The sequence below is a fragment of the Steroidobacter cummioxidans genome (assembly GCF_003104955.1).
This window is the reverse complement of sequence record NZ_LSRW01000050.1, coordinates 127580-154527: the sequence shown is the minus strand read 5'-3', so window position 1 is coordinate 154527 and position 26948 is coordinate 127580. Positions and strand designations below refer to the sequence as shown.

Annotated in this window: 21 protein-coding genes and 1 pseudogene; 11 read left to right on the top strand and 11 right to left on the bottom strand. The window is 61.9% G+C overall.

Annotated elements, in window-relative coordinates:
- On the top strand, nucleotides 1-318 hold a 318-nt coding region (locus D0550_RS36075), incomplete at its 5' end, for a hypothetical protein (protein WP_241520894.1).
- A 362-nt stretch (nucleotides 319-680) separates the two neighbouring features.
- On the opposite strand, the pseudogene D0550_RS37175 reads toward D0550_RS36075, so the two are convergent.
- The 5 genes and pseudogenes from D0550_RS37175 to D0550_RS23155 all read right to left on the bottom strand — a co-directional run.
- A pseudogene (locus D0550_RS37175) lies at nucleotides 681-818 on the bottom strand (2-oxoglutarate dehydrogenase E1 subunit family protein); the annotation flags it as partial.
- A gap of 226 nt (nucleotides 819-1044) precedes the next feature.
- On the bottom strand, nucleotides 1045-2532 hold the full coding sequence (locus D0550_RS35605) for a hypothetical protein (RefSeq protein WP_206606482.1): 1488 nt from the start codon (nucleotides 2530-2532) through the stop codon (nucleotides 1045-1047).
- Nucleotides 2522-3880: an undecaprenyl-phosphate glucose phosphotransferase gene (locus tag D0550_RS23165; protein WP_206606481.1), complete on the bottom strand. Its 1359-nt coding sequence runs from the start codon at nucleotides 3878-3880 to the stop codon at nucleotides 2522-2524. Before D0550_RS23165 ends, D0550_RS35605 begins: the two co-directional genes overlap by 11 nt.
- A gap of 307 nt (nucleotides 3881-4187) precedes the next feature.
- On the bottom strand, nucleotides 4188-5045 hold the full coding sequence (locus D0550_RS23160) for an IclR family transcriptional regulator (RefSeq protein ID WP_206606480.1): 858 nt from the start codon (nucleotides 5043-5045) through the stop codon (nucleotides 4188-4190).
- 21 nt (nucleotides 5046-5066) lie between these two features.
- Nucleotides 5067-6740, bottom strand: a complete 1674-nt coding sequence (locus D0550_RS23155) for a long-chain fatty acid--CoA ligase (protein WP_116811553.1) — start codon at nucleotides 6738-6740, stop codon at nucleotides 5067-5069.
- Between the two features lie 380 nt (nucleotides 6741-7120).
- Here D0550_RS23155 and D0550_RS23150 point away from each other — a divergent pair, with 380 nt between their 5' ends.
- Nucleotides 7121-8320 (top strand): acyl-CoA dehydrogenase family protein, encoded by a 1200-nt coding sequence (locus tag D0550_RS23150; RefSeq protein WP_116811552.1) that lies wholly within the window; start codon nucleotides 7121-7123, stop codon nucleotides 8318-8320.
- A gap of 17 nt (nucleotides 8321-8337) precedes the next feature.
- On the top strand, nucleotides 8338-9480 hold the full coding sequence (locus D0550_RS23145) for an acyl-CoA dehydrogenase family protein (protein WP_116811551.1): 1143 nt from the start codon (nucleotides 8338-8340) through the stop codon (nucleotides 9478-9480).
- Between the two features lie 38 nt (nucleotides 9481-9518).
- Here the strand turns inward: D0550_RS23145 and D0550_RS23140 are convergent, their stop codons facing one another.
- The gene (locus tag D0550_RS23140; RefSeq protein ID WP_116811550.1) at nucleotides 9519-10166 is read right to left on the bottom strand and encodes a DUF6134 family protein; all 648 of its coding nucleotides are present in this window, start codon (nucleotides 10164-10166) and stop codon (nucleotides 9519-9521) included.
- A gap of 160 nt (nucleotides 10167-10326) precedes the next feature.
- Here D0550_RS23140 and D0550_RS23135 point away from each other — a divergent pair, with 160 nt between their 5' ends.
- The 3 genes from D0550_RS23135 to D0550_RS23125 all read left to right on the top strand — a co-directional run bounded on the left by D0550_RS23135 (nucleotide 10327) and on the right by D0550_RS23125 (nucleotide 13741).
- Entirely contained in the window at nucleotides 10327-12033 is a 1707-nt protein-coding gene (locus D0550_RS23135; RefSeq protein WP_153067291.1) for a GGDEF domain-containing protein, read from the top strand.
- Between the two features lie 389 nt (nucleotides 12034-12422).
- Complete coding sequence (locus tag D0550_RS23130; RefSeq protein ID WP_153067290.1) at nucleotides 12423-13166, top strand: hypothetical protein; 744 nt, start codon at nucleotides 12423-12425, stop codon at nucleotides 13164-13166.
- A gap of 293 nt (nucleotides 13167-13459) precedes the next feature.
- Complete coding sequence (locus D0550_RS23125; RefSeq protein WP_153067289.1) at nucleotides 13460-13741, top strand: hypothetical protein; 282 nt, start codon at nucleotides 13460-13462, stop codon at nucleotides 13739-13741.
- Here the strand turns inward: D0550_RS23125 and aac(3)-IV are convergent.
- A complete protein-coding gene (aac(3)-IV, locus tag D0550_RS23120; RefSeq protein ID WP_116811569.1) occupies nucleotides 13699-14502 on the bottom strand; it encodes an AAC(3)-IV family aminoglycoside N-acetyltransferase in 804 nt (267 codons plus the stop codon). The genes D0550_RS23125 and aac(3)-IV overlap by 43 nt on opposite strands.
- 129 nt (nucleotides 14503-14631) lie before the next feature.
- Between aac(3)-IV and D0550_RS23115 the strand changes: the two genes are divergently transcribed.
- From D0550_RS23115 to D0550_RS23100, 4 genes are all read left to right on the top strand, one after another.
- Complete coding sequence (locus D0550_RS23115) at nucleotides 14632-15189, top strand: sigma-70 RNA polymerase sigma factor region 4 domain-containing protein (RefSeq protein ID WP_116811546.1); 558 nt, start codon at nucleotides 14632-14634, stop codon at nucleotides 15187-15189.
- Nucleotides 15190-15326: 137 nt separating this feature from the next.
- Nucleotides 15327-16943 carry a lysophospholipid acyltransferase family protein gene (locus D0550_RS23110; protein WP_116811545.1) on the top strand — a complete coding sequence of 539 codons (1617 nt, stop codon included), beginning with the start codon at nucleotides 15327-15329 and terminating at the stop codon, nucleotides 16941-16943.
- Nucleotides 16883-17122 carry a hypothetical protein gene (locus D0550_RS23105; protein ID WP_153067288.1) on the top strand — a complete coding sequence of 80 codons (240 nt, stop codon included), beginning with the start codon at nucleotides 16883-16885 and terminating at the stop codon, nucleotides 17120-17122. The genes D0550_RS23110 and D0550_RS23105 overlap by 61 nt, the downstream gene beginning before the upstream one ends.
- Before the next feature lie 45 nt (nucleotides 17123-17167).
- Complete coding sequence (locus tag D0550_RS23100) at nucleotides 17168-18295, top strand: LacI family DNA-binding transcriptional regulator (RefSeq protein ID WP_322109752.1); 1128 nt, start codon at nucleotides 17168-17170, stop codon at nucleotides 18293-18295.
- Nucleotides 18296-18305: 10 nt separating this feature from the next.
- Here D0550_RS23100 and D0550_RS23095 read toward each other — a convergent pair whose 3' ends face one another.
- The 4 genes from D0550_RS23095 to D0550_RS23080 all read right to left on the bottom strand — a co-directional run bounded on the left by D0550_RS23095 (nucleotide 18306) and on the right by D0550_RS23080 (nucleotide 25951).
- Nucleotides 18306-19379: an NAD(P)H-dependent flavin oxidoreductase gene (locus D0550_RS23095; protein WP_116811568.1), complete on the bottom strand. Its 1074-nt coding sequence runs from the start codon at nucleotides 19377-19379 to the stop codon at nucleotides 18306-18308.
- 81 nt (nucleotides 19380-19460) lie between these two features.
- Nucleotides 19461-21056, bottom strand: coding sequence for an amidohydrolase (locus D0550_RS23090; RefSeq protein WP_206606479.1), 1596 nt, complete (start codon nucleotides 21054-21056; stop codon nucleotides 19461-19463).
- Nucleotides 21057-21086: 30 nt separating this feature from the next.
- Nucleotides 21087-23849: a TonB-dependent receptor plug domain-containing protein gene (locus tag D0550_RS23085; RefSeq protein WP_206606478.1), complete on the bottom strand. Its 2763-nt coding sequence runs from the start codon at nucleotides 23847-23849 to the stop codon at nucleotides 21087-21089.
- A 536-nt stretch (nucleotides 23850-24385) separates the two neighbouring features.
- Nucleotides 24386-25951, bottom strand: coding sequence for a S10 family peptidase (locus D0550_RS23080; protein ID WP_116811541.1), 1566 nt, complete (start codon nucleotides 25949-25951; stop codon nucleotides 24386-24388).
- Between the two features lie 120 nt (nucleotides 25952-26071).
- Between D0550_RS23080 and D0550_RS23075 the strand changes: the two genes are divergently transcribed.
- A complete protein-coding gene (locus D0550_RS23075) occupies nucleotides 26072-26875 on the top strand; it encodes a phytanoyl-CoA dioxygenase family protein (RefSeq protein WP_116811540.1) in 804 nt (267 codons plus the stop codon).
- The last annotated feature ends 73 nt before the right edge of the window (nucleotides 26876-26948 follow it).

Here is a 26948-nt window from a genome sequence, read left to right as displayed (position 1 = left end):
CAAGCGGCGGCGGTGGGCCATGCCGATGACCATTTCTTCGATGCCGCGCAGGCCGCCCTGCTGGATCAGATCGTCGACCAGCGGCACCAGCGCGTCGCCGCCTTCCAGCGAGAAGCGCTTCTGCGCCGGATACTTGGTGGCGAGATAACGCTCGAGACCTTCCGCTGCGGTCAGGTGACGCAGGAACGTCTTCTTCTCATCGGCGGAGTAGCGATTCGTGACCCGACCTTCCTGGAAGCGATTCTGCAGCCACAGACGCTCGGTTGGGAAATTTTGGACAACGTGCGCGAAATTTCGGCGCCGATGGTGCCGCAGTAGATCTGGCGCAGCTGAGCGACGATGTCCTTCAGCTTCATGCGCTTCGGGATGGCGTCGATGCGGCTGCCAGTGAGGAACTCGGTCTCCAGGTCGGCATTGCTCAGGCCGAAGTGCGACAGCTCGAGCACCTCCGGCACGGGGCGGTTCATCAACCCCAGGGGGTCAATGTCAGCGAGCAGATGGCCGCGATTCGAGTAAACCTGCACCAGTCGCGCCACGGCGCCCTGCTTGGCCGCTGCGTCGCTGGACACTGCGCCTGCCCCGGCAGCCGCTGCCGGGGCGCCGATGGAGTAAGCACGCTTGGCGAGAGCATCGCGAATCGGGCCGTGCGCCACATCCGTGGTGCCGGCCGCTTTGGCAAGTCCGGCGAAGTAGTCGCGCCATTTGGGCTCGACTGACTGCGGATCAGCGAGGAACTGTTCGTAGAGGGATTCGATGTAAGGGGCGTTGCCAGCCCCGAGAGGCGTAGAGTCGAGCAAAGCTCGCAAAGAGTCGCTCATTGCGCTCGCAAGTTCCTGTTCGGACTATGGAAGAGTCGGCCAACTGCGGCCGGATACAGCACTTTAAAGGGCCGGTAGTGTAGCCGAACCACGCTGCGGTTGAGAAACCTAGAGTGATAAGTCGCTCGCCAGGCGAGATCGAATTCACACCTCGAGCCCGGCCGCAGTGTAGGCAACACCCTGTCCATCAGGGTGCTAGATGGGGGCCTACGGTCGAATTTCAGGGTCAGGCTGCGGAATTTTGCCGAGGTGGGCGCGGGAATTGGGTAACTTTAGGCGCATCGTACGTCGCCGAATGGCGACCGCTCGCAACGATGCGATCGGCCCCCACCACCGTCGCGCCGGCGGGAATATCGCGCGTCACGACCGCGTTTGCGCCAATCGTCGCGCCTTTGCCGATGCGAACGTCACCGAGAATGCGCGCGCCCGCGCCGATGCTCACGTCATCGCCAATCACCGGCGCGATGTTCGGATCGCCCTCGCGACCGCCGATCATGACCTGCTGCATGATGGTCACTCGATGACCGATGACCGCCTGACGCTGCAAGACGATGCCGTAGGGATGCGGCATGTGAACGTCGCCTGGCAGGCGGCAATGAATGTCGCTGTTGAACAGCACTCGGATCAGCTTGCTGAACACCGGCACATGCCGTCGGCAGAAGAACAGCAGCACATCCGTCGACGTCGGATTGTCCTTGCTGGTGTCTGGCAGACCGAGGCGTCGAGCCGTACGTCGCGCAAGTTGCGCAACGATTGCGCGCTCCGCTTCGGCGCTCAACTCGGCGAGCGATTGACCGGCATCGAGCACGACCACATCTTCACGACGCCGCAGCACCTTTCGGTATTCACTGCGCAGTCGCGCGGCCTCCTCCTCCGCCACTTCTCGCGTTCGGGTCTGCAACACCGCGGACGGCACGTCGAACACGAGCCACAGCTCGGGCCGCGGAATCCACGGCAACAGCCAGCGAGCCAGTCTGCGGAAACGATCGATGCGGTAATAGCCGGGGTCGACCAGAATGTCATCGAAGTAGCGGTCCGACACCACCATGGTCGAGGCCACCAGTTTCGGACGGATGCGCCACCAATAGCCGAGCCAATAATCGGCCACGAACATCATGAGCTTGGCCATCGTTCCCAACCGGCCGCGCGGTACGCGCGAGTCCGGATCCACCGGCACGGGGCGCATCATGCGCGGCCGAATGTTGATGACATGTGCGGCCGAGAATGGTGCGAGCGGTTGCGCACCCAACTGCTCCACGATGTCGCTTCGGCCACTACCGTCCGGGCCGAGGCACGCGATCAGCAGTCCCGAAGGCTCGCGCCAGCATCGCAGCCGATCCAGCTTGCGTCGCCACCAGCTGGTTTGCCTGGCTGCGTGACGCTGGACACGCAATGACATGAAGTCCGGCCGCTGCTGCTCGTTGAGCCAGCTGAACATGTACAGCTCATCCGCGCCCTGGCAGCTATGGTGAACCAGCTGCATGTCATGCCGACGACAGAACTCATTCAATAAGGGGGGCAAAAGCGGCAAAGTCTCCGCCGCTACGACAATCGCCGCGCTCAGCCGCACGCCTGAGTAATCCTCTGCGGCGAGCTCATCGACGACGACGTGCTCGATCTGCTCCGTTTGTAGATAACGCAGTAACGCTCCGACCCGGGGCACGTCAGCATCGATGGCCTGATACTCCCGCATGGCGCTACCTTTAATAAGCATTGCGATCGCGCCACACCAGCGAGGCGGTCCGCAACAAAATGGTCAGGTCCAGTCCCAGCGACCAATTGCGCAGATAGTCGAGGTCGTACTCGACCCGGCGCTGCATCTTGTCGACTGTGTCCGTCTCGCCGCGCAAGCCGTTCACCTGGGCCCAGCCAGTGATTCCCGGCCGCACCTTATGACGCAGCATGTAGCCGTCGATGATGCGGCGATATTCCTCGTTGTGAGCCACCGCATGCGGCCGCGGACCGACCAGGCTCATCGAACCGAGGAATACGTTGAAGAGCTGCGGCAGCTCGTCCAAGGATGTGCGTCGTAGGAAGCCGCCGAAGCGGGTCACGCGCGGATCGTCACGCTGTGCTTGCGTGACAGTGGCGCCGTCCTCGCACACCGTCATGCTTCGGAACTTGTAGACATTGATGGCTTCGCCGTACATGCCATAGCGACGCTGACGGAACAGAATCGGGCCCGGCGAGCTCATGCGCACACCGATCGCGATCGCCAGCAACACTGGCCACAGCCCCAGCAACAAGACCGAGGAGAACACGATGTCGCTGGCGCGCTTGATAACGCCGTCCAGGCCGGCGAACGGAGATTCACAGACCGCCAGCATCGGAATGCCGTCGATGTCACAAACGCGCGCCTGAATCAGATCGAACATGAAGATGTCAGGCACGAAGTACACCGACGCAGTCGTGTCCTTCAGCTCTTCGAGCAACTTGGTGACACGCTCGTCGGCGCGCATCGGCAGACAGATATAAATGTTGCTGACGCCGTTGATGCGCACGTAATTGACGATGTCCGACATGTCCCCGAGCAATTGCTCCTGCGGCATATCGGGCAGACGCTCCGTGTCGCGGTCATCGAAAAAGCCCTTGAACAGACCCAGGTGCGGATGCGCCATGAGGCGACGGGCCAGGCGCGAGCCGGCCTCATTCGCACCGATGATGACGTGACTCTGCTGAATCTTGCCGCGCAGCGCGGAGAATGCGGCATAGCGACGCAAGCCCGCTTCCGCCGCCACGACAGCAAACGGTGTGATCGCAAACCAGGTAAGGATTACCCGCCGGGAAAAAGTCTCAGTCACCTTGAAGGCAAACGCCATCAATAAGAGTGCGGCCGAGACCAGCAGCCACTCGGCGAAGATACGGTGCTGGAGCAGATTGGTCAGGCTATTGCGAGCCGAACAATCCATCACCGGCTCGCTCACCACCTGCGAGGCGACCAGAAACGCGAGCGCCGCCAGCGCGAAATAAGAGGGTGTGAGCTTCTGCGCGAACAGGAACGCACAGAACATCAGGGTCAGCACGATGACCGAAGGGCTCAGAATGTGTCTTAGCAGAGCCACGCTCGGCGGCTCTGAGGTGCCCCGATGCACGCGCTGATTACGACGACGGATCGCTGCGAAATTATCAACCGATGCATGCGCAGCGGAGCCGCGCGAATCAGCGCGGGAATTCTCTGCTTGAATGGCTTCGCGCATGACTCGCTAGTGACGAAATTACCAGAGCTGCTTTTTAACTGGCCTTGCACCACAAAAGTTCCGGGCGCCCTGGGGCGTCGGCTTGCAACTACGTCTGAAGTCGATGACAACAAAAAATAACGGCGCGCATCTTTCGATGCGCGCCGTTATTACAAACACCGTGCGGGTTGTTTCAGGAACGGGCCTGGCCGAGCCCCTCTTCGATCCGGCGCACCAGCTCCACCAGCCGCGGCCGAACGTCGTTCAGTAAATATTCCTGTGAGACTTTGAAAGCCGGCGCGCCGCAGTTGATGGACATCGGCGGCAAGCCGTTGCCCGGGCGGAAGCCCACGGCGATGCCGTTCACGTCCGGCTGCCATTCGCCGAACGAGCTGCAAACGCCCAGCTCCGAATACATGACGAGCGCCTTGTCGATGCCTTGTTTCAAGTTCGGCCAGGCCAGGTGGTCCAGCTCTTTCAATTGATCGAGCAGATCGGCGCGCTCGGTGTCGCTGCAAACCGCAAGATACGCACGGCCGATCGCGGCAGTCGCCAGCGGCAGTCGCATGCCGACTTCCATATTCAATGAGAGCACGGCGTTGCCCTTACAAACCTCGACGCACACCATGCTGAGCCGTTGCCGTGCGCCCAACGCGACCGACGTGCCGGTTGCATCCGCCAGCTCCTGCATCAGCGGACGGGCGAGATCGCGCACTTCGAAGCGTCCGAGCACCGCGCTGCCGAGCGCCAGCGTTGCCGTGCCCAAGCGATATTTGCCCGACTCCTTCACATAGTGGAGATAGCCCAGCTTGGTGAGCGTGTAAGTCAGACGCGACACAGTCGACTTGGGCAGTCGGCAACGCTCGGAGATGTCCTGATTGCCCAGCAGCCGGCTGCCGCTACGGAAGCACGACAGCACATCCAGCCCGCGCGACAACGCGGTAACGAAGTGCCGATCCTGCTTGCCCACATGAGGTTTGGGCGCCGCCGCTGCGTGGGCCGGGCTGGTCGTCTCGATCATGCGAATCGTTTCTGATGCTCTGGTCGCCATGGTAGTTCCTGCCTTATATGTCTATTGAGCTCGCGCCGCGCGCGCCATTTCCGCTTCCTGCAACTGACGCCACTGAACTTTGCCGGTCGCCGACTTGGGCAGCGCCTCGACAAACTCGACGATCCTCGGATGTTTGTAAGTCGCCATGTTCTGGCGCGTCCACTCGATGATCTCTGCCTCGCTCACACTGCCCTTGTGACTGGCCCGCAGCACCACGACGGCCTTCACCGTCTCGCCTCGATGCTGATCCCTGGCCGCGATCACACAGGCTTCCTGGATGGCCGGATGTTTGTACATCTGCGCTTCGATCTCGGCCGGCCACACCTTGAAGCCCGAACAATTGATCATTCGCTTGAGCCGGTCGACCAGGAAGAAATAGCCGTCCTCATCGACGTAGCCCAGATCGCCGGTCCGGAAAAACGACTTGCCGTCGAGCGTGACGAACGCCGCCTGCGTGGCTGTTGGGTTGCGCCAATACCCTTGGAAAATCTGCGGTCCGTGGGTGACGATCTCGCCCACCGTTCCCTGCGGCACTTCCTGCAGCGTCTCCGGGTCGATGACTCGCGAATCGGTATTGAAGATGGGAACGCCCAGACACTGACGCTTTGGCCGGTCCGGCGGATTGACGTGCGTCGGCGCGATGGTCTCGGTCAGACCGTAGCCTTCGATGTACGGCGAGCCGACCAGCTGTTGCAACCGTTCGCCGACCGCTGCGGGCATGGCCGCACCGCCGCCGGACACGCGCATCAGCGACGACAAGTCATATTGGTCGAGCTTCGGATTCGCGAGGAAGTCGATCACCATGGTCGCGATCGCGGTCCACGACATCAGTTTGTAACGCTGAATCAGCTCGGCCGCGACTTCGCGATCCCAACGGCACATCAGCACGACGGTGCCGCCGTAGAACATCGGCGCATTCATGCCACCCTGCATGCTGGTGACATGGAAGAACGGCAGCACCACCAGCTGACTGGTATCGGAGTTGCCGCCGAACCAGAACGCGTTGGTGAGCAAGGTGTGCATTACGTTGCGATGGCTGAGCATGCAGCCCTTCGGCCGGCCGGTCGTGCCGGAGCTGTAGGGAATGACGCAAAGATCGTCCGGCCCGGTGGTCAGCGGCCCCGGCGTGCGCTTCGCCGCGAGTGCCTCGACCCACAGTGTCACGCCTTTATCTGTGATCGGCTGCCTCGGCGCGCTCACGACCTCCGGCATGCGCAGGTCCGTCGTCGGTTTGATGTAATCGCTATACGCCGCGACGATGACGCGATCGAGCTGTGTGCCGACCAGCGGCTGCAGCTGCGGATAAACCTCTTGCGCCACCAGGGCAACCTTGGCGCCGCTGTCCTGAACATAGTGCTCGAGCTCGGCCGTGACACTCATCGGGTTCACCGGCACGACGACTGCGTTCGCGCGCAAGATCCCGTAGTAAGTGAGGATGAACTGCGGGCTGTTCTGCATCACCAACAACACGCGGTCGCCGGCTTTCACGCCACAGTCCTGCTGGAGATAGCCCGCCAGGCGCTCGGCCTCATCCTTGAACTGCCCGTAGCTGAGCGGCGCTTCGAAAAAGATCAGATACGGCTTGTCGGGATAGCGGGCCGCGGACACTTCCACGTTGTAAAACAGATTGGTGGCCGGCGCCGTGATGTTGCGTGGCAGGCCGACAGGCCAAAAATCGAAATGCTTCTGGGACATGCTCCCCGTTCCCCCACTGGTCCTTTGTGAGCCGGAATTCGCTCCTGCATCGCGAAGCTCCAACCCAGCTTCGTGCCGCACGGCGATTCGGCTCCCTCATCACTTCGTCTGTCGCCCATCTCTGATTCCACAGTGCGGGCGTCCGTTCTGCTCAAAAATTATCACATCTCGCACTGCGCAACCAAGCCGCCGGTCCGTGAAGGTATGTGAGCATGTATGTTTGGGGCAAGCACCCTCCGGCGAAAACCTGGACTGACAACGCGAGACCCGCGAAGCTGCGCCGAAGGTGCGGTCGGTTGCGAATAGAAAGGTCGAGCCCCTATGATTCCGGTCTGCATCGAGAATTACATTTCTGCACAGCAAGACATCAGGGTTATTCCATGGATTTGAATTTCACACCCGCCGAGCTGGCGTTTCGCGACGAAGTCCGCCAGTTCATGCGAGATCAGCTCCCACTGGACATAGCGCAACGAGTCAAGAGTGGCCTGGCGCTACGGGCTCAGGATTACACCCGCTGGCAGAAGCTCCTGTATCAGCGCGGCTGGGGCGCCCCGGGCTGGCCCAAGCAATTCGGCGGACCGGACTGGGGTCCGGTCGAAATGCACATCTTCGATGAAGAGGCCGCCGCGGCCGGCGCACCTCGGACCATTCCTTTTGGCTTGAAGATGGTGGCGCCCGTAATCATGGCGTTCGGCTCGCCGGCTCAGCAGCAGCGCTTCCTGCCTGGGATCATCAGTGGCGAGGTGTGGTGGTGTCAGGGCTACTCCGAACCGGGCGCCGGCTCCGATCTGGCGTCGCTGAAGACCCGCGCCGAACGGCAGGGCGATCACTACATCGTGAACGGCCAGAAGACCTGGAACACGCTCGGTCAGTACGCCGACTGGATCTTCTGCCTGGTGCGCACCGATCCGAACGCCCCGAAACAACAGCAAGGCATCTCGTTCCTGCTGATCGACATGAAGACGCCCGGCATCACCGTGCGCCCCATCATCACGATGGACGGCGCGCACGAAGTGAACGAGGTCTGGTTCGAGAACGTCAAAGTGCCGGTGGAAAATCGCATCGGCGAAGAAAACAAAGGCTGGACCTACGCCAAATTCCTGCTCGGCCACGAGCGCACCAACATTGCCGGTGTCGGCGCCTCCAAGCGCGAGCTCGGTCGTTTGAAAGACATCGCGCGCAAGGAAACAAAGAACGGCCGGCCGCTGCTGGAGGATCCGTTGTTTGCCGCGCGCGTCGCGCAAGTCGAGATGGATCTGATGGCGCTCGAAATCACCAATCTGCGCGCACTGTCCGCTGAATCGGAGAAGCGCGCCCCCGGGCCGGAAGCCTCCATCCTCAAGATCAAGGGCACCGAGATCCAGCAGGCGCTCTCGGAGCTGATGATGTACGCGGTCGGACCTTATGCCCTGCCCTTCGAGCGTCGTTCCATCGAGGAAGGCGACCTCGCCACCGTCGCCGGTCCCGAATACGCCGCACCGCTGGCCGCGACCTACTGCAACGTCCGCAAGGTCACGATCTACGGCGGCTCCAACGAAATTCAGCGCAACATCATTGCCCAGATGATTCTGGGTCTTTAATAAAGACGAGCACTCTCATGGACTTCAATTTCAGCGATGAACAGCAGTTACTGGCTGATACGGTGCAGCGCTTCGTACGGGACAACTATTCGTTCGAAGCCCGGCGCGACATTCTGCAAAGCCCGGCCGGTTGGAGCCGCGAGCTGTGGCAAGAACTCGCGAATCTCGGCCTCACGGCACTGAATGTTCCGGAAGAGCATGGCGGCTTGGGCAATGGGCCCGTGGAAACGATGCTGGTGATGAACGCCCTGGGCGAAGGACTGGTGGTCGAGCCATTCCTGGCAGCCGCCGTGGTCACCCCTGTGTTTCTGACTCGGCTGGGCGACAAAACCGCGGCCGAGCAATTGCTGCCGACGATTGCCTCCGGCGAGCGCATCGTCATCCTCGCCCATCAAGAGCCACAGACTCGTGGTGAGATCGATCAGGTCGCGACGCGCGCAGAGAAGACATCCAACGGCTACGTGATCGACGGTCTCAAGAACGTAATCATCGGCGCTGGCGCCGCCGACGAGTTACTCGTCAGCGCTCGCACCAGCGGAAGCACCGACGACACCGATGGCATCAGCGTCTTCCGTGTCGACCCCAAAGCTGCCGGCGTCACGGTCAAGGACTACGGCACGATCGATGGACTGCGCGCCGCCGACATCGAGCTGAAAAAAGTGTCGGTGCCCGCCTCCGCTCTCGTGGGCGCGGAAGGCAAGGCGTTCGCCGCGATCGAAGCGGCTCATGACCATGCACTGAGCGCCCTGTGCGCAGAGGCCGTGGGCATCATGAAAGCCGTAAATGTCACGACGCTCGACTACACCAAGAATCGCAAGCAATTCGGCCAGCCGATCGCGAAATTCCAGGTGCTGCAGCATCGGATGGCAGACATGTTCCTGCACAGCGAGCAGGCCCGCTCGATGAGCTATCTCGCAGCGATCAAGTGCGTCGATCCGGATGCAGGCGAGCGGCGCCGTGCGCTGTCGGCAGCCAAAGTAATCATCGGTCAGGCGAGCCGTTTCATCGGTCAGCAAGCCGTGCAGCTCCATGGCGGCATGGGCATGACCGAGGAGTTGATGGTTAGTCATTATTTCAAACGCTTGACCGCCATCGATCTGACACTGGGCGACTCCGACTTCCACACTCAGCAATTCATCGCGGCGTCCAACGCAGCGTAAGCCGGGGCTGCGAGCGGGCGGCGAGCCGTCGCCCGCTCCTATTTCAACTTATAAATCAGCTTCTGGCCGCGCTCGGTCTTGGATTCCAGCGCCAGCCACTGCTGCTGCTGCGAATACCACAGATCGATCGACAGCTTCTGGCTGCGCAGCTCATAGCGACGCGCCGGCGTCTGCACGCCGCGCACGACAATGGAGTCGGCGCCCGCATCGGTGATCTTCACCTTCACGTGCTCGCCGTCTTGTGAGTTGAGCAGCTGCGTCTGCTGCAACATCGCGGGATTCCAGTAAGCAAACGTCAGCACGCATTCGCCCAGGCGCTGGGTGCCTTCGAGCGTTTGCACGACCGTCACGCCGTCGCGTCGCTGCACGTCGACCCGATGTTTCTCGCCATTGTCATTGGTGGTCGACGACAGCGTGCTCAGGCAGTCGTCATGCCAACGCTCGACGTCGTGATGCTCGTAGGTGTATGCGGTCACGAACAACAGCTTGACCGTCATGCGCGCCTGGCTGACGAGCTCACGCTCGCCATCGCGCTCGATCAGGTCGAAACGATGCGTGCCGATCTCTTTTTGATCCAGGAACACCCGGAAATCCCAGGTTTGCTGGGCGAGCGTGGAGACCGGCGTCCCACCCGCGATCAGTGCCGCCAGCCAGGCACATCGGCAAATTTTGCTCGTCCAGGACATGTCAAGACCCAGGTGACAACCTGAACCGATGTTCGCTGAGCGCACCGGTTTGGATGTCATAAATGGGGCGCAGCGCCGGCCGTGTTAGCATGCGAGCCGTTTCCATCGGGGGGAAGCCGCGACCGGCACCGTTGGGACGTCATCGGAGGGGAGGCAAATCGTGCGTGAGTGGTTGGCCACGTGGCTGGTGGCGCTGGGCGCCTGCCTGCTGGCCGTGCCGTGCGTGAGCAGCGCTGCCGGCGCTGTCATTGCCAGCGGGGCCCTGCAAATCCAGATGCTCGACGCGGCGACGGGCGATGTGAGCATCGAAGAATTGAGCAGCGGCACGCTCGATTTGCGCTTTCAAACTTTCGACTTCAGCGCCGCCCGCCAGCGCGACCACGCGTTCTGGCTACGACTGCGCGCCGAAGAAAACTCCACGCCCGGCTCGGTTCCGACCCTCAACATCAGCAAGAGCCGGACCCTGCAAATTCAGGCCTACACCTTGGAAGACGGCCGCCCCGTGCTGTTGCGAACGGCCACTTTCCTGCCCGGCTTTCGCGGCCTGCATCAGATGGTGCTCGCGCTCCCCCATCGGCTCGCCAAAGACCAGGTGCTGTACGTTCGCGTCGATCCCCAGGGCCAGCGTTGGGAAGGATTGCAATTCGCCGTGTCGACCCTCGAGCAAACGCTCGCGACCGGGGCCGAGCACGCACGCATGATCGCGCTCGCATTCGGTGCTCTGCTGGCGATGGCCTGCTCATCCCTGCTGATCTGGCTGGTGCTTTCCGACCGCCTGCTGCTGTTGTACGCGACGCTGTTCTCCCTGCAGGCGTTATATGTCGCATACCTGTCCGGTCAGGGCTTCGAGTGGCCGGTGCTCCAGTTGGGCGCGCCGGTCATGTCATATACATGGAATGTCACAGCAGCACTGAGCGGCGCGGCCGCGTGTCTGTTCGTGCGTGAGATCGCAGAGCTGCGGCTCTATTCTCCGAAAGTCCATGCGATCTTCCGCTGGCTGGCGATCACCTTCGTGGTGCTGGCCTTTGCCAATGTCGCGCAGGAGATCGGGCTAGGCGTCGTCGTCGCCGCGATCGGCAATCTGGTGTTCCTGGGATCGGCGCTATTCACGCTGGTCGTCTCGTTCCTCGCCTGGCAGCGGAACAACCGGGCCGCGGGCTGGTTCCTGATCGCCTGGGGATTGCTGGAAGGATTCACCATTGCCACAGCCGTCCGCCTGCTCCTCACCGATCCGGAAGGCGCTGAAGGGCTGCTGTATTACGGCCTGCCCCTGTCGATGGTCGCCGCCGCGGTACTGATCGCCCTAGGCGTCGCGGATCGACTGCGCGATCAGCGGCTCGCGCTGTCGGATGCAGAGAAACGCGCGCAGACCGATCCTCTTACCGGCGTGCTGAATCGGCGCTCACTGGTGGAGCGCCTGGAAGCAGCCTGCCTGCGTGCCCGTGCCCGCGGCCTGCCGATCGCCCTGTTGTTCATCGACCTGGATCACTTCAAGGAGATCAACGACACCCGGGGTCACCAGGCCGGCGATGCCTGTCTGCGGGCCGTCATCGGGCCCATTCACGCCGAGCTGCGTCAGTCGGATGTCATCGGGCGCTATGGCGGCGAGGAATTCGTGGTCATTTTGAGCAGCGCCGACATCGCGGCGGCCGGGCCGATCGCCGAACGCATCCGCAATCGGGTCGCCGACGTGCGGGTCGAGGGCTTCGGCCCGCCCATCCAGGTGACCTGTAGCATCGGGGTGGCAACCAGCGACACCCTCGGCGTTTGGGGCGAACACCTGATCGCTCGCGCGGATGCGGCCGTCTATGATGCAAAAAGGTCAGGTCGGAACCGGGTTCAGATCGCCGGCGCGCTGCCGGCCTGACAGGGGTCCAACGGATTATTCGGACGCCAGCCTGGCCCCGGAGGCCCCATCCGGAGGCGGGCGCGCCACCTATGACGAGCAACAAATTTTTCGCGTAAGCCTTGGATTTTGCAGGCCGAGCCCCACCTCGGGCAGGCACCCGGAAGGGCCTCGGTGACATCCGTGAGACCGGCATCGGACGAAGTGGCAGCGAATTGAGTGCGAATCTGAGCCCACATTGAGTCGAATTTCGCGGTGAAACCCGTGTTAGAGGCGGTCCACGCGGCCGCTTTTTGGCATACAATCCGCGCCCCGAAAAAATCCCTTTGCCTGATCTGCCCGATTATTGGCCTTTATTGGCGAGCTACGTTTTGTCTACTCCCCGTAACCAACAACCCCAGGAAGTGAATGTGGAACAAGCGCAACTTGAGCTGCAGTTGAAAGTTTGGAAAGAGCTTGCGATCAGCAAGCAGATTTTGATGCGGTCGGCGACCGACGCCTTGAAGCTGGATCCCAACTGCTCTCAGGAAGAACTCAAAGTAGCGCTTGACGCCGTCATCAAGAAGATTGCCGAGGCCGACTCGAGCGTCGCTGTCGCGCGTCAGGAAGCCAAGACGGCGATTACCGAGATGGAGAAAAAGCTGCAGATCGCCGAGAAGGCTCGCGCCATCGCCGTGGCCTCCGCCGAGGAGATCCGCGTCGCGCAGGACAGCGCTACTCGTCAGATCGAGATCGAGCGCGCCAACTTCACCAAAGAAATGCAGCAGATGAAGAGCGTCGTGGCCGAGAAGGACAAGACGGTCAAGGCCATCAATGCCGCGCTGGCCGACACGCCCGAGAACGTCGTGAAGAAGCTCAAGGCGCTGCGCAAAGAGAAGCAGGACGAAGCCGAGGGCCGCCGTCAGGCCGAGAGCAACATGGCCTCGCTGCGCAAGGAAAAGCAGCAGACCGAGGAGCAGCTCACCAAGGCCAACGACAAGAACGCCAAGCTGGTCACGGCTTACACCGAGACCCACACGCTGGCCGGCAAGCTGCACGAGCAGCTCAAGCCGCTGCTGCAGGACGAAAAGGACCTGCCGGTGCTGCCCGAACTCGACAAGGCGCTCACTGAAGAGGCCAAGGACGAGCCCAAGGGCAAGAACGGTAAGAAGTAAGCTGGCGAGTACGCGTCATTCGAGCGAATGGCGCGTACGAGCAACAAGCGCGACGCGCGGCGACCGGAGACGATATCCAGCCGCGCATCGTTCGCTAACCCCTCGTAATCTCACGTCCCTGCCACGCATAACAGACGTTATGCGCTGCCCTCCCGGCGCCCTCTGACACGTTGCTTTGATGCGCCGACGCGAATTGTCGCCGTTCTCCTACGGAAAACCGATTGTAAAATGAACGGCAGCAGGCATATGGTTTGACCTCCGACAACAGCGACACCAAGCGGACGGAGGTTCTCATGTACGCCACTGTCATTCCCGCCGGAACGCTGACCATCAGAGCTGCCAGTGGCGATGCCATGAGTTGTGAGCTATGGCTCAACGACGACTTCGTCGGCTCATTTCCATCGGCAGACGCCGCGGCGCAAAGCGTCAGTCATCACAGCAGCGGCTGCGAGCTGATCGATGAGAGCGGCGCGGAGCTGCCGCAGACCATCGACGCGTGGCAATGGATCAGCGTGTCATCGAAGGCCGCCAATCAACCCGTGTTCTTGATGAAAGGAGTCGCGCAGACCGTTTGATGAGCTGCTTCGCACTCCTCACATCCCGCGCCGACGGGATGAAGAAATAACAGCGGGTTCACGCACAAGTATTGGAGCGCGACACTGACGATGTCGCGCGAATTGGCCAGGCGAGCATGAGCCTGTCCTACCCGCCCCTGCGCCTGCAGCCCTCGGCCTCGCAACCATTCATCTGCCAGGGCAAAGCGCGCGCAACAGTGATTGTTCTCACCGTAGTCGACGCGAGTCGCACGGCCGTTCTCCAGCACGGTGCAATAGCTCGGCGTTCGATAGGGAACGTTGGCAATCAGCTCCGCCAGATGCAGCGTGGTGTTGGCATCGTGGCCCACACCGAGTAACAGCACCTGCCCATCGAGGTCATGCACTCGCCCCACCGGACTGGCCGGAATATGCGGCGGCAGGGGCAAAGGATCAGCAGTAATGATCTCGGCCTGTGGACCCGCGGCCGCAAACGCATGAAAGTGATCGCTGCGACGAACGCCCTGCAGTCGCCAGAACGTTTGCGCAACGACGCCAAGATCTCGCGCACTTGGCGTCGTCGCTGCCTCGAACGGCTCGTCATCCAGCTCAGTCCACGACGGCATCACCAAAGTACCGTCGGGCCCCAGTGCATCGCGTAGCGCCTCGATCAAACCCAACGGTCCGCCTTCGATAGGGCGAACGGCGCGGAAGGACGTATGTACGAGTAACACGCCGCCACGTTTCACGCCGAGGTCGCGGAGCTGCGCCGCCACCGCCACCTTGCTCAACATTGCAAACATCGTCGCTATCTTCTGCAGTTGGGGGGCCATCGGGCAGGCAAAAACGCCTGTCACACGTATTGTGAATTACTGCCGAAATAATCTAGGCTTTGTGTTGGCGTTATATACCTCAAGCCAAGGCCAAGCCCAATGCCGGCATTCGAAGAAGAGATGAGGTCGCTGCGACGCACAGTGCGCCACTGGCTGGAGTGGGTCCGAGGGTCTCGGGGGGCCGAGTCCACCACCAGCGCCCGGCTCGCCCACGACCTGGGACTGCCCGGCGATCAGGTCAGTCGCATCCTGGACCGCACCGCCGCCGATCTTCGCAAGCTCTCGGCCACCGACTCGGACGATGCCGATGCGCGCCCCATCATCGACCGCGCCGTCAACGAGCTGTCCCGACTCGGCTTCCAGTCGCGCCCCTTCGAGGAAGCCACGATGGAGCGCTATCTGCAGGAACTGCCACAGCGTGATTATCAGATCCTGCGCCACTTCAAGCTCGGCAAGAAACATAGCGAGATCGCGCAGCTCATGGACACCGATGAGGAAGCGGTGCGCAGCTCGCTGGTAAAAACCTATGCCGAGCTGAGGATCAGAATGATCAGCTCGACGGATGACGACGGCGGCGGCGCGCCCGCTCACGAAATGCCGGCGCCCTCGAACACCTACGCCAAGGCGCCATTCAAGCACACCTCTGTGCCCAACTGACGGCCGCCTCCCACATCGGCCGGCACATCGAGCTGTGCCCGGCGTCGCATATTTCGCCCATTCCCCAACTACGCAATGCGACTGTCATCTTGGCCGACTAAGTTACGCGCCATCCAAGGCGTGAGCTTGATTGATCGATGCCGATCTCCGCGTCACCGTTCGAACTCACAGGGCCGCTGAAGCGCGTTCCGGCAGTCGGTCCTCTCCTTCTGAATGTCGCCGAGCGAGCGCTTGCGTTTCAGCGACTGGCCAACATTCACCGACAGCTTGCCGGGCGCGATCTATCGCCGGCGCAGTTCGCGCGCGAGGCGCTCGAAATATTGCAAGTTCGTTTCGAGCTGGAGCTGGCCCAGCTCGAGCACATTCCCAAGTGCGGCCCGGTCGCGATCGTGGCGAATCATCCCTACGGCGGGCTCGAAGGGCTGTATCTGATTCAGTTGCTGCTCGACTTGCGAGCCGACAGCAAGCTCATCGGCAATCAGCTGCTGCAACGGATACCCGAGCTGCGAGACGCGATCATTCCTGTCGATGCGTTCGGTGGCTCGCGTGCGGCGAAAGCCAACGTCCGCGGCATGCGCGCCGCGCTTCGACACGTTCACGATGGCGGATTGATCGTCCTGTTTCCGGCCGGCGCCGTGTCTCATCTGCATCTTTCCAATGGCCGAGTCTGCGATCCGCTATGGAATCCGACCGCCGCGCGCTTCCTGAGGATGTGCGAATGCCCGGTCGTGCCGTTGCACTTCGGCGGCGGCAACAGCTCGATCTTCCAGACACTCGGCCTGCTCCACCCGCGCATGCGTACCGTGATGCTGTCGCACGAGCTGCTCAACAAACGCAATCACTTGATCCCGGTCACCGTGGGCCGTGCCATCAAGGCAAGCACGCTTGCCGCTGAAGCTGACGATGCGTCACTTGCTCGCTCACTGCGATTGAGCACGTACGCACTGGAAGCTCACCGCACTGTGCAACGACGGATCACTCGCACGCCGGAGCCGCCCGCCGAGCCCGTCAGCACTGCGTTGCTCGAAGCGGAGATCAACAATCTGCCGCCACAGAACGTACTCGCCTCCAGCCAGGGCACGCAGGTGATGTTTGCTCGAGCAGAGCAGATTCCCTGGACCCTGCGTGAGATCGGCCGCCTGCGTGAGATCGCGTTCCGCGCGGTGGATGAAGGTACCGGGCGCAGCCGCGACCTCGACAAGTACGACGAGCACTACGTCCACATGTTCTCGTGGGATTCGCAGAAACGCACGATCGTCGGCGCGTACCGAATCGGCCACGTGGACGAGATTCTGGCCAAGCACGGCCGTCACGGCCTCTATACGCATTCATTGTTTTCATACGGCGCACCCTTCCTCCGTGCCATCGGCAACGCATTGGAGCTCGGACGCTCCTTCATCGTGCCGGAGCACCAACGTAACTTCGGCGCTCTGCTGCTGCTGTGGAAAGGCATTGCCCAATACGTCGTCCGGCATCCGCGCTATCACGTGCTGTTCGGTCCGGTGAGCATGAGCGCCGAGTACCGACCCCACTCGCAGGCGCTGCTGGTGGACTTCATCAAACGGCGCTGCTTCGACAACCAGCTGGCGCAATTGATCAAACCGCGGCGGCCGTTCCGTCGTACGCACTCGCTGGCGGCCTTGAGCGGCGACCTAGCCGGCCTCGGCGATCTCGACGGCCTTGTCGCAGCTGAATGGAAAAAAAGATCGAGCCCGATGGCAAGGGCGTGCCGGTGCTGCTGCGCCAATATCTGAAGCTCGGCGCGCGCGTCGTCGGCTTCAACGTGGATGCCAACTTCAGCGATGTGGTCGACGGCATGATCGTCGTCGATCTGCGGCGAGTCGAGCAGCGCGAGCTTTATAAATACATGGGCCGGGAAGCCGCCGAGTCGTTCCTGGCCGCCACGCGCAGCGCGGTCGCCACGGGCCATTGACCCTCGCTGTCAACCGAGCCTTGACGCCCCGCCGAGCCGCAGCGCATCCTCGCGCTGCGGTCTATTCAGGCGGAGACAACGCTGGCTACGCAGGACAAACGGCGCCCCCGCCGTCAGCTACAAGAAGTCACCATCGACGATGTGGCAGAGGAAGCCGGCGTCTCCCGCATGACCGTTTCTCGGGTCCTGCGGGGTGGACATCTGGTACGTGCTCCGCTGCAGGAGCGCGTTTTTGCGGCGGTCAAGAAACTCAACTATCGGCTGAATGTCTCCGCCCGTGCATTGGCCGGCTCCGGGCCGTCGCGCGTCGCCCTGGTGTATTCCAATCCCAGCCAGGCCTTTTTGAGCGAGCTACTGACGGGCGCGCTGAAAGAGTCCAGCAAGCTCGGCATGCAGCTCACATTGACGGCCGACGCCGACACGCATGACCGCACCGCCGAGATCGAATCGCTGCTGCGCAGTGGCGTCACCGCGTTCCTATTGCCCTCGCCCGCCTGCGACGCCCCCGACGTGCTCGAGCTGCTGCAGGAGGCGAACGCGCGTTGGGTCGCGATCTCCCCGGCGAATTTAGAAATTCATCCGTTCAGCGTGTCGGCCGATCACTTCGACATCGCCGGCCGCATGACGACGCGGCTCATCGAGCTCGGCCATCGTCACATCAGCTTCATCGCCGGCGATCCGGCGTCCAAGGGCGGTACCGAACGCCTGCGCGGACATTTGCGAGCGATGGCGGCGGCGGGAATCCGCGAGGCCCCGGTCGAGCAAGGCTATTTCACCTTCCAATCGGGACTGGAAGCCAGCGAGCGCATTCTCAGCTCGTTCAGCGAGTGCACCGCCATCATCGCCTGCAACGACGACATGGCCGCCGCTGCGATCTCGGTCGCGCATCGCCATCATCTCAACGTGCCGGACGATCTCACCATCGTAGGCTTCGATGACACGCCCATTGCATCGATCGTTTCGCCCGCGATCACGACGGCACGCCAGCCCATTGCCGAGATGGCACAAAGCGCGATCCGCATGCTGCATGCTGCGTCAATCGCCGGCGATGGGACCGATAGCAAACGAACGCAGAAGGTCTTGCCGTGCACGCTCATCGAACGCGAATCGAGCGCGGCACCTCGACAGCGATCGTTACAGAGCGCTCCGATCCATTCAGCCGCGTCCGCTTGAGCTCACTCGATTATTCGATGCCGCCAGCCGCACGCCACTCTTGCACGAGCTGCCTCATCAGCACGGCCGCGGGCAACTCGCGAGCGAGCGGCGCCCCTTGCCCCGCCCAATAAGCCGCGAAGTCATGATTGCCCTTCGCACTCGCCGCCGCGTGCAGCGCCTTGGCGGCGTCATAGGCAATCGGGTAGTCCGGTAGCGCTGGCGCCCCCTCACTGAGGAGCTCATACATCCGATTCGGCAGACCTCGCGCGCTACGACCGGAAATTGCAGCCGTAATGCTGGTGTGTCGGGCGCGCTCGCTCTTCATTTGTTCTCGATACGCAGCGTTCGCAGAAGACTCGGGACAAAGCACGAACGCGGTACCCATCTGCACGCCGACCGCACCCAAGGTCAGTGCAGCGACGATTCCTCGCCCATCCATGATGCCGCCCGCGGCGATGATGGGAAGACTGCATTGCTTTGCCAGCATTCGAACCAAAGTGAATGTACCGATGCCATCGTCGCCCCGCTCAGGCTCGAACACACCGCGATGGCCGCCCGCCTCCACACCCTGCGCAACAATCGCATCCACACCGGCGCGCTCACACAGCGCTGCCTCTTCTGAATTCGTCGCGCAGGCCAGCGTCACGATGCCTGCTGCACGAAACTCCTTGATCCATACCGGCGATGGCAAGCCGAAATGAAAGCTCACGATCGCCGGCCGCTCTTCCAGCAGCATCGTCAGCATGGGCTCGTTGTCGACGAACGTCTCGTAGATTTCCCGCAAGGCCGGCGGTGCCTTCGCTCCGAACTGCGCGAAATGCGGCTCCAGACGAGCCAGCCAGGCCGCTTCGCGCGCGGCGTCAGCCGTCGCCCGACGATGACAGAACAAGTTGACGTTGAAGTGCCGCGGCGTGAGCGCTCGCGTCGCCCGAATCGCCGCACGGGATTGCTCGACGTTACTCGCGCCCAAACCCAGCGAGCCCAAGCCGCCGCTGTTCGACACCGCAGCCGCCAGCGCTGGCGTCGACACGCCCGCCATGGGCGCTTGAATGATGGGATGCTCGATGCCTAGCAGGGTCAATAGCGAGTGAACGTTGTTCATGCCACGATGGTAGCGCATGCAGCACCAGCACCGCGCCGAAACCGCGACGCCGGCGCCATCGAGACGCCGGCGTCACTTGCGCTATTTCGGAGATACGCCCGCCGCTGCTCCGCTCGCTGGGCCGCCCGGATAGGCGATACCGAGCTGCTCGAGGTAGCTGCTGTACTTCTTCGGGTTGTAGTAGTACTTGGACATCTGCGGACGCAGTTGCTCCATCAACTCTTTGTTGAGATGAATGGCCGGCTGATCCTCCGGTGCCAGCACCGGATCGTACTTCACGTCCTTGAGCTGCACGTTGTTGAAGTAGTCTTTGGCGCTTACGAGCAGCGCCGGTGTCGTCACCATGTCCATCACCGTAAGCGCCACCGCCTTCGCACCCGTCACCGCGCCCTTGTGAGCGATCGGTGTCGCCATCGCCATGGCAGACGTGACGTTGTGGCCAATGGTGTTGGGAATGTTCGACGGGAAGCGAATCGTGATCGTCGGCACCGTCCACATGATGTCGCCGATGTCGTCCGAACCGCCGCGCATGGCGTTCTCCTTGGACTCGGGAGTCTGCAACGGGGCGACTTCGGTCGCGAGCTTCTCCACCTTGAAGCCGTTGGCTTCCTGCACCGCCTTCGCGAACGCCTGATCGTCGTCGCTCCACTGCGGCATGCCGATGGCCTTCATGTTCTCGTACGCCGCTTCGGCCAGCGGCTTGTTGCCGAAGTTCGGCGCGGCATAGCCGAGCAAGCGACGCTGGACCGTCGTGCCGGTGGCCTTCGCGGCCGCCTCCGAGATGGTATTGCCAGTCTCGTAGAGATCGCGAACTGCCCCGAAGGTCTGATCGCGGAAGTAATACCAGACGGTGCTGACGCCCGGAACGACGTTCGGTTGACCGCCGCCGTTGGTAATCACGTAGTGCGAGCGTTGCGTGAGCGGCAGGTGTTCGCGCCGCATGTTCCAGGCGATGTTCATGAGCTCGACACCATCGAGCGCGCTGCGACCCGACCACGGCGAGCCCGCCGCATGCGCCGTCTTGCCGTTGAACGTGTATTCGACCGACACCACGCCATTGTTGTTGGCCGGTCCCCACGAGGTGCTCAGGTCCTTGCTCACGTGCGTAAAGATGGACCCATCGACGTCCTTGAACAGCCCGGCGCGCACGTAGAATGCCTTGGTTCCCAGCAGCTCCTCGGCGACTCCCGGCCAGATCATCAAGCGGCCCGGGATCTTGTTCTTCTCCATCACTTCCTTGACGGACAGCGCTGCAGCGACGATCGCCGGCATGCCGGAGTTGTGACCTTCGCCATGTCCGGGCGCGCCCGTCACCTGCGGCGTGATGGCCGCAGAACCCGGCACCTGCGACAACCCGAGCAACGCATCGATGTCGCTACCCAGAGCGATCAACGGCCCGGAGCTGCCCCACTTCGCAGTCCACGCGGTGGGAATACCAGCCACGCCTCGCTCGATCTTGAAGCCGTTCTTTTCGAGAATGCCGGTGATGTATTCGGAAGTGCGGAATTCCTGGAAGCCGGGCTCGGCGAAACTGTAGATGGAATCCACCATTTCCTGAACCAGCTTGGCGCGCTTGTCGACGCCGGCCAGCGTCGCCTGCTTCAGCTCGGGCGCCGCCTGCGCCAGCACCGCCGGTGCGAACAAAGCGGTCAGGATTCCGATACTCGTCTTGGTCACGTTGATCTCCGTTGCTTCTTGGTTGGATTGTTAGAACGACATCCGCAGCCCGAGCCGGAACGTCCGGCCCATCGTGTCGTACAGCACGCGATTGGTCTGTGGATAAGCCGGGGTGTTGTTACCATCGGGTCCGTTGCCCACCAGCTCCGGATCGGTGTTGAGCAGGTTGCGGATGGTGAGGAACGCCTCGGCGTTGGCCGGCCCCACGGTGAACGAGTACGTTGTTGACGCGTCCAGATAAAACGCGCCGCCGATGTCGTTCTCGTCGATCGTGCGATGCTCGACCGTCGACGCCGGGCAGTTGCTGGTGCACTCGATGAACGAGTTGTTATAAACGCCACTACTCACGCCGCGCCCGATCAGCGTAAACGACAACGTGTCGACGGCATAAGTGGCGCTGAGGCGATAACTCCAGCTCGGCGTCGCATTGGCCCCCTGGTTCACACCGGCATAGTCGATCGGAAAGTCGATGCCATTGTCGGTGACGTTCTCCATGTAGTGCGTCGCCAGTGCACGCAGCGACAGGTCCCCATGCCCCAAAGCGAGCCGATAGCTGGCCTCGATGTCCAGGCCCTTGGTTCGCTGACTGGCGAAATTGAACGGCACGAGCAGGATCTCCGCGATCTGCTGTACGTCGCCGACAGTAATGTAGCTGATGTTGTTGCAGAAAGATTGCACATTCTGCTCGAAACATAGATCAACTGTGTTCTGTGCCGTAACCGTGCCGATGGCGTCTTGAATCTCGATGTCGAAATAGTCCACGGAGAACGCCAGCCCCGGCGCGAACGACGGCGTGACGACCACGCCAATGCCGAGCGACTCGGCCTGTTCCGGCACCAGCGCCAGACTGCCGGTCTGTTTCTGTACGAATTGCACTGCTTGATTGCTCGGGGGCACGTTGACCGTATTGGTGCGCGCCGTGCCCGCGGCGAACAGCTCATTGAGATTCGGTGCGCGAATGTCCTTGGAGCCCGTGACGCGAAACTTCAGGTCCTGGAGCGGCTGATAGGTCAGGCCCGCCTTCCAGGTTTCGACATTGCCGGAGATGCTGTAATCGGTGAAGCGCAGCGCGCCGTTGAAATCCAGCCCCTGCCACAGCGGCACCACGGTTTCGACATAGCCCTCCGTGACGCGATAGCCGCCCCTGGTGACCAGATAGTTGCCGTATAGCCAACCCGTCTGATACTGCTGCTCGACGAAGCCGTCGATCTTTTCCTCGCGCCATTCGCCGCCAAAGGCAAGCGATACCGGACCGGCCCAGGTGCTGAAAATACCGTTGGTCGCAAAGTTGAATGCGGCGACATCCTGGGTCAGCTCCTGCTCGCGATACGGATTGCTGGGAATGATGTAGTCGAGTGCGGCTTGCGTCACCCCGCCGATGCCGATGCGATTGATGGGCACGCAGCCATTGCCTGGATCGGCAATCGACGAGCGACACACGATCTGCCCGGTCGTGGGATGCACGACGGCATCCTGCGCCAACGCCATGCGCGCATTGTTCCAGGTGTTGATGAGCTGCTCATCCAGCTTCGCGACGCCGCGCTGTAAATAGGTGTCCCAACGCCAATCGCGGCCGAGCAAGGTGAAATCGCCGTCGGCGCCGATGAGATACCGGTTCACCTCCCGCTTGTTGTCGCTGCCCGCAGCTGGAATGCCGGCATTGGTCGAGCCCATGACGAAGGACGTGATGTCGGGATCGTTCACCGCATTGTACTGCGCGATCTGCTGAACGATGGATGCCGGTAAATAGGCATTGTCGGCGCGGATCGTGATGTTCCCGACGTTGGGTGTCTGCTGATAGTAGCTGAGCCCTTGGTACTCGTTGTGCGACACCTGCGCAAACACGCTCACTGCCGGCGTCAACTCAAAGCTCGCTCGACCGAAAATCGTGCGTCGCTCCTCGTCGGGCGCCAGCGAGTTGCTGCCCTGGTGCCCGAGGCTCGTGTACTGCCAGTCGCCACCGATCATCCATGGATTGCTGGTGCTGGTCGTGCCATACGCCAACCGACCGACCGTGGCGCGCCCGGTTGCGGGATCGATCGTACCGAAGTAAGTCCCTCGCAGCGGTCCACTGACGATCAAACCGCCGGGCGTGTGCTGGCTGGGGCCGATCCCCGCCTGCACGAGGCGAAACGGCTGGCCGTTGGTTGCGGTGTAGTTGGGATTGTTGATTTGAAAGAAGCCGCTGTCGTTCCAGTCGCGATCGATGGTGTGCACGCCCTCCTGCGTAAAGTATTCACTACTGAACAGCACATGACCCCGCCCGCCGGCGAACGGCATGCCCGCGGCCAGCGTGAAGGTGTGATTCGGATTGTCGTCGTATGTCGAGACACCATACTCGTAGTCGGTCTTTACGCCCGTGAAGTCGCGATCGAGGATGAAGTTCACGACGCCACCAACTGCATCGGATCCATACGCCGCTGAAGCACCGCCTGTGACGATTTCCACCCGCTGGATCAGCGCTTGTGGAAACGTGTTGATGTCGACAGCGCCGGTCGACGCGGAAGCCACCGACCGCTGACCATCCAGCAGCACCAGCGTGCGATTCGTGCCGAGCGAACGGAGATTGAGCGCGGCGATGCCGGCCTGCCCGTTGCTCAAGGCGCCGGACGAATTGGAGGCCGTCGCGCTGCCGACCACGGAAGGCAGGGTGTTTACAAAGTCGGCAACGTTCGCAGTACCGGCCGTCTGAATCTCCTCCGCGCCGAGCACGCTCACCGGCGTTGGCGCATCGTAGCCGTCACGCGCAATACGAGTGCCGGTGACAGTCACAGAATCAATCGGACCTTCCATCGTGGATGACTCCTGCGCTTCGGCATTGAGCGCAGCCAGCGCCGCACAAGTCAGTGCAGCACCAAGTACTCTGGAAACAGCAACACGCAGCGAGAGACAAGACGTGACATTCGACATGACTGACCTCCCTGAAGCACGGACAATGCAGCGCGGCCCCTATTTCTAAGGTTGTTAGCGCCGATCACCTGCCTGCTCGATGTTTCTTTTGCATGGATGCTCCTTTGCCACGCACGCCGCGCCGACCAGAGCGCGGACCGTGCATGCACTCATACAAGCATCTTGTATGCCAGGGTGCTTTCAGGCGGGCGCACCACTGTGAAGCGCGAGCTGCCTACGACCTCAGCGGCGCGCTTTGCTTCGAGGAATTCAGATTGTTGTGGACGAAGCGAGACGAGCTCAGCCAGGGGCGCCGCTCGAAAACAGGGCACTAACGAAGGTGCACGCGAGAGCGACGCGTGCGTGCAATTGCTTCGCGACTGTGCAGGTTCGAGTGAAAGCTCCCCGGAGACATTGCGCCTCCGGGAAGCTGCAGTGGGTTACTTCGCGTTCTCGTCGATGAACGTCTTGATATCGTCGCTGAACTTGCCCATCGAGCCCGGGTGCACGTACATCATGTGCCCCGCTTCGTAGTACTCGAGACGCACGTTACGCCGCAGCTCCGGCGTGATGTTGAGCTGATCGATCGCGTGATTCACCGTGCCGTACGGACACGCGAGATCGAAGTAGCCCGACTGCACCAGCACTTTCATCTTCGGGTTCATGGTCATCGCATAGGAGATATCGGGCAACACGTTCGCGTACGGAACCTTCTGACCGTTGGTATCGGGTTGCACGTGAGTCTGGTCCCAATCCCTGTACAGACCCGCAGACAGCTCGTACTTCTGGTCCGAGCGCACGTTCAGTTCGTCGCGAACGTAAGCGTTGTACGTGGCGACGATGGCGGGCGCGACGGCGCTGGCATAGGGATCGAACGCGGTGTCCTCCGCGAGCTTGTTCGGCATGCCGCCGGCAAAGCGTGAATCGATGCGACCGATCGTCTTGCCTTGTGCACGCATCAACTCTTGCAGGAAACGATTCTCGTCCACGCGCAAGTTCGCCGCATCCCAGTACGAAGCGCTCACACCCGTGTACTTCGCGAGACCCTCGAGTGCAGCTCGACGCTCTTCCGGCGTCGCTCGCGCTCCCTTGTACAGGATCGGGTGATAGACGGCGTCGATCCATTGCTCCACTTCGCGCAAGAACGGCAGCAGCTCAGGCGGCTGCGGGTTGAGCGCCTTGTGATACCAGGCCGTCGCGGCATAGGTCGAGAGGAAGTTCGCGTCGCCCGCATCGGTGTTCAGGCCGGCCGTGCCGCCGACAAAGTCCAGATAAGGCGAAACCAGAATGATGCCGTTCAGCGCGACGTTGTGACGAGTCAGCAAGTCGTAGGTCACACCCCCGGTGCGAATGCCACCGTAGCTTTCACCGAGCACGAACTTCGGGCTGGCCCAGCGCCGGTACTCACCGAGATAGCGCACGATGAAGTCGGAGACCGACTTGATGTCGTTGTCCACGCCCCAGAACTGCTTGCCCTCGGCCTTGCCGGCCGGCCGCGAAAAGCCGGTACCAACCGGGTCGATCAACACCAGATCGGCGCGATCGAGGAAAGCATACTCATTGTCCACGAGCTTGAAGGGCCCGCGCGTATTGCTCGCAAGGTCTTCGATCACGGCACGACGCGGGCCGAGAATGCCCATGTGCAACCACGCCGACGCCGAACCCGGGCCGCCGTTGTATGCAAAAACGATCGGGCGCGTGCGCGCGTCCTGCCCCTGACGAACATAAGCAGTGAACCCAAACAGCGCGATCGGCTCGTCCTGCGCGTTCTTCATGAGCAGCGTGCCGGTCGTGGCTTCGTAGTCGATGGCCCTGCCGCCCAGGCGAATTTGATGGCGCGAGGTCCACAGCTTCGACTCGGGCTTCGGCTTCTCCTGCTTGTCCGTCTCCTTGCTGTCGCGCTTTTCCTGCTCCGCCGGCGGCGTGGGCTCGGCGGCGGCGTGGGATACAACTGGTGCCGTCAGCCAGATCAATGCTGCCAGGGCGGTGACGCCATAACGTTTCATCGTGTGCTCTACCTGTCGAATTCAGGGGCGGCAAGTATACGTCCGGATGTAACTATCGTCTTGCGGCGACGAGATGAATCGCGTATTCACTCTGCGCTTGTGATCTGATCGAGCTAACTGATGTCCGTTGAACCCACGTCGGCGTTGAGTGCCGCCGAGATTGCCTCGTTCATTCGCGATGGCTTTGTGCGCGTGAACCACGCGTTCTCCCGTGAAACCGCCGAACAGGCGCGCACGCTTCTCTGGCAGGCAACAGGATGCGATCCCAATGATCGCTCGACGTGGACCCGTCCAGTCATCCGACTGAATCAGTTCGGCCAGGCTCCGTTCCGCGAAGCTGCGAATACGCCGGCTCTGCACCGGGCGTTCGATCAGCTCGTCGGGCCGGGACGATGGCTTCCTCGTGCCACGCTGGGCACCTTCCCGATTCGCTTTCCATCGACCGAGGCGCCAGGTGACGATGGCTGGCACGTCGACGTGAGCTTCGGATACGACACGCCTGATTTCATGGAATGGCGCGTGAACGTGAGCAGCCGCGGCCGCGCTCTGTTGATGTTATTTCTGTTCTCGGACGTTGAGCAGAATGACGCGCCGACGCGCATTCGGGTCGGCTCACATCGCGACATCGCACGACAGCTCGCCCCCGCAGGCGATGCCGGCCTCACTTTACGAGAATTGGCAACAGACGGCTTTGCCACTTCAGCGCATCGACCGGAGGCATTGGCCGTCGGCGAAGCAGGTACCGTTTACCTATGCCATCCCTTCATCGTGCACGCCGCACAACCTCACCGCGGTAACAACCCGCGCTTCCTCGCTCAACCTCCACTGCTTCCGCGTGAGCCCATCAGCCTCGATCGTCACAACGGTGAGTATTCGCCGGTTGAGCTGGCAATTCTGCACGCGACCGACAATTCCGACGATTAGGAACAATGCGAGCACGCGTTCCTCAAATGAACTACGGCCGGAGGTAAACATCGTCCCGCACCAATAGCCACCC

Bases quoted from the DNA above. Each gene is read 5' to 3' on its own strand.
- D0550_RS23155 (WP_116811553.1), bottom strand. From the start codon at position 6,740: ATGTCCCAGAAGCATTTCGATTTTTGGCCTGTCGGCCTGCCACGCAAC.
- D0550_RS23080 (WP_116811541.1), bottom strand. From the start codon at position 25,951: ATGAAACGTTATGGCGTCACCGCCCTGGCAGCATTGATCTGGCTGACG.
- D0550_RS23125 (WP_153067289.1), top strand. From the start codon at position 13,460: ATGTACGCCACTGTCATTCCCGCCGGAACGCTGACCATCAGAGCTGCC.
- D0550_RS23085 (WP_206606478.1), bottom strand. From the start codon at position 23,849: ATGGAAGGTCCGATTGATTCTGTGACTGTCACCGGCACTCGTATTGCG.
- D0550_RS23075 (WP_116811540.1), top strand. From the start codon at position 26,072: ATGTCCGTTGAACCCACGTCGGCGTTGAGTGCCGCCGAGATTGCCTCG.
- D0550_RS23160 (WP_206606480.1), bottom strand. From the start codon at position 5,045: ATGGCGACCAGAGCATCAGAAACGATTCGCATGATCGAGACGACCAGC.
- D0550_RS23150 (WP_116811552.1), top strand. From the start codon at position 7,121: ATGGATTTGAATTTCACACCCGCCGAGCTGGCGTTTCGCGACGAAGTC.
- D0550_RS23095 (WP_116811568.1), bottom strand. From the start codon at position 19,379: ATGAACAACGTTCACTCGCTATTGACCCTGCTAGGCATCGAGCATCCC.
- D0550_RS23105 (WP_153067288.1), top strand. From the start codon at position 16,883: ATGGAAAAAAAGATCGAGCCCGATGGCAAGGGCGTGCCGGTGCTGCTG.
- D0550_RS23110 (WP_116811545.1), top strand. From the start codon at position 15,327: ATGCCGATCTCCGCGTCACCGTTCGAACTCACAGGGCCGCTGAAGCGC.
- D0550_RS23115 (WP_116811546.1), top strand. From the start codon at position 14,632: ATGCCGGCATTCGAAGAAGAGATGAGGTCGCTGCGACGCACAGTGCGC.
- D0550_RS23140 (WP_116811550.1), bottom strand. From the start codon at position 10,166: ATGTCCTGGACGAGCAAAATTTGCCGATGTGCCTGGCTGGCGGCACTG.
- D0550_RS23145 (WP_116811551.1), top strand. From the start codon at position 8,338: ATGGACTTCAATTTCAGCGATGAACAGCAGTTACTGGCTGATACGGTG.
- D0550_RS35605 (WP_206606482.1), bottom strand. From the start codon at position 2,532: ATGCTTATTAAAGGTAGCGCCATGCGGGAGTATCAGGCCATCGATGCT.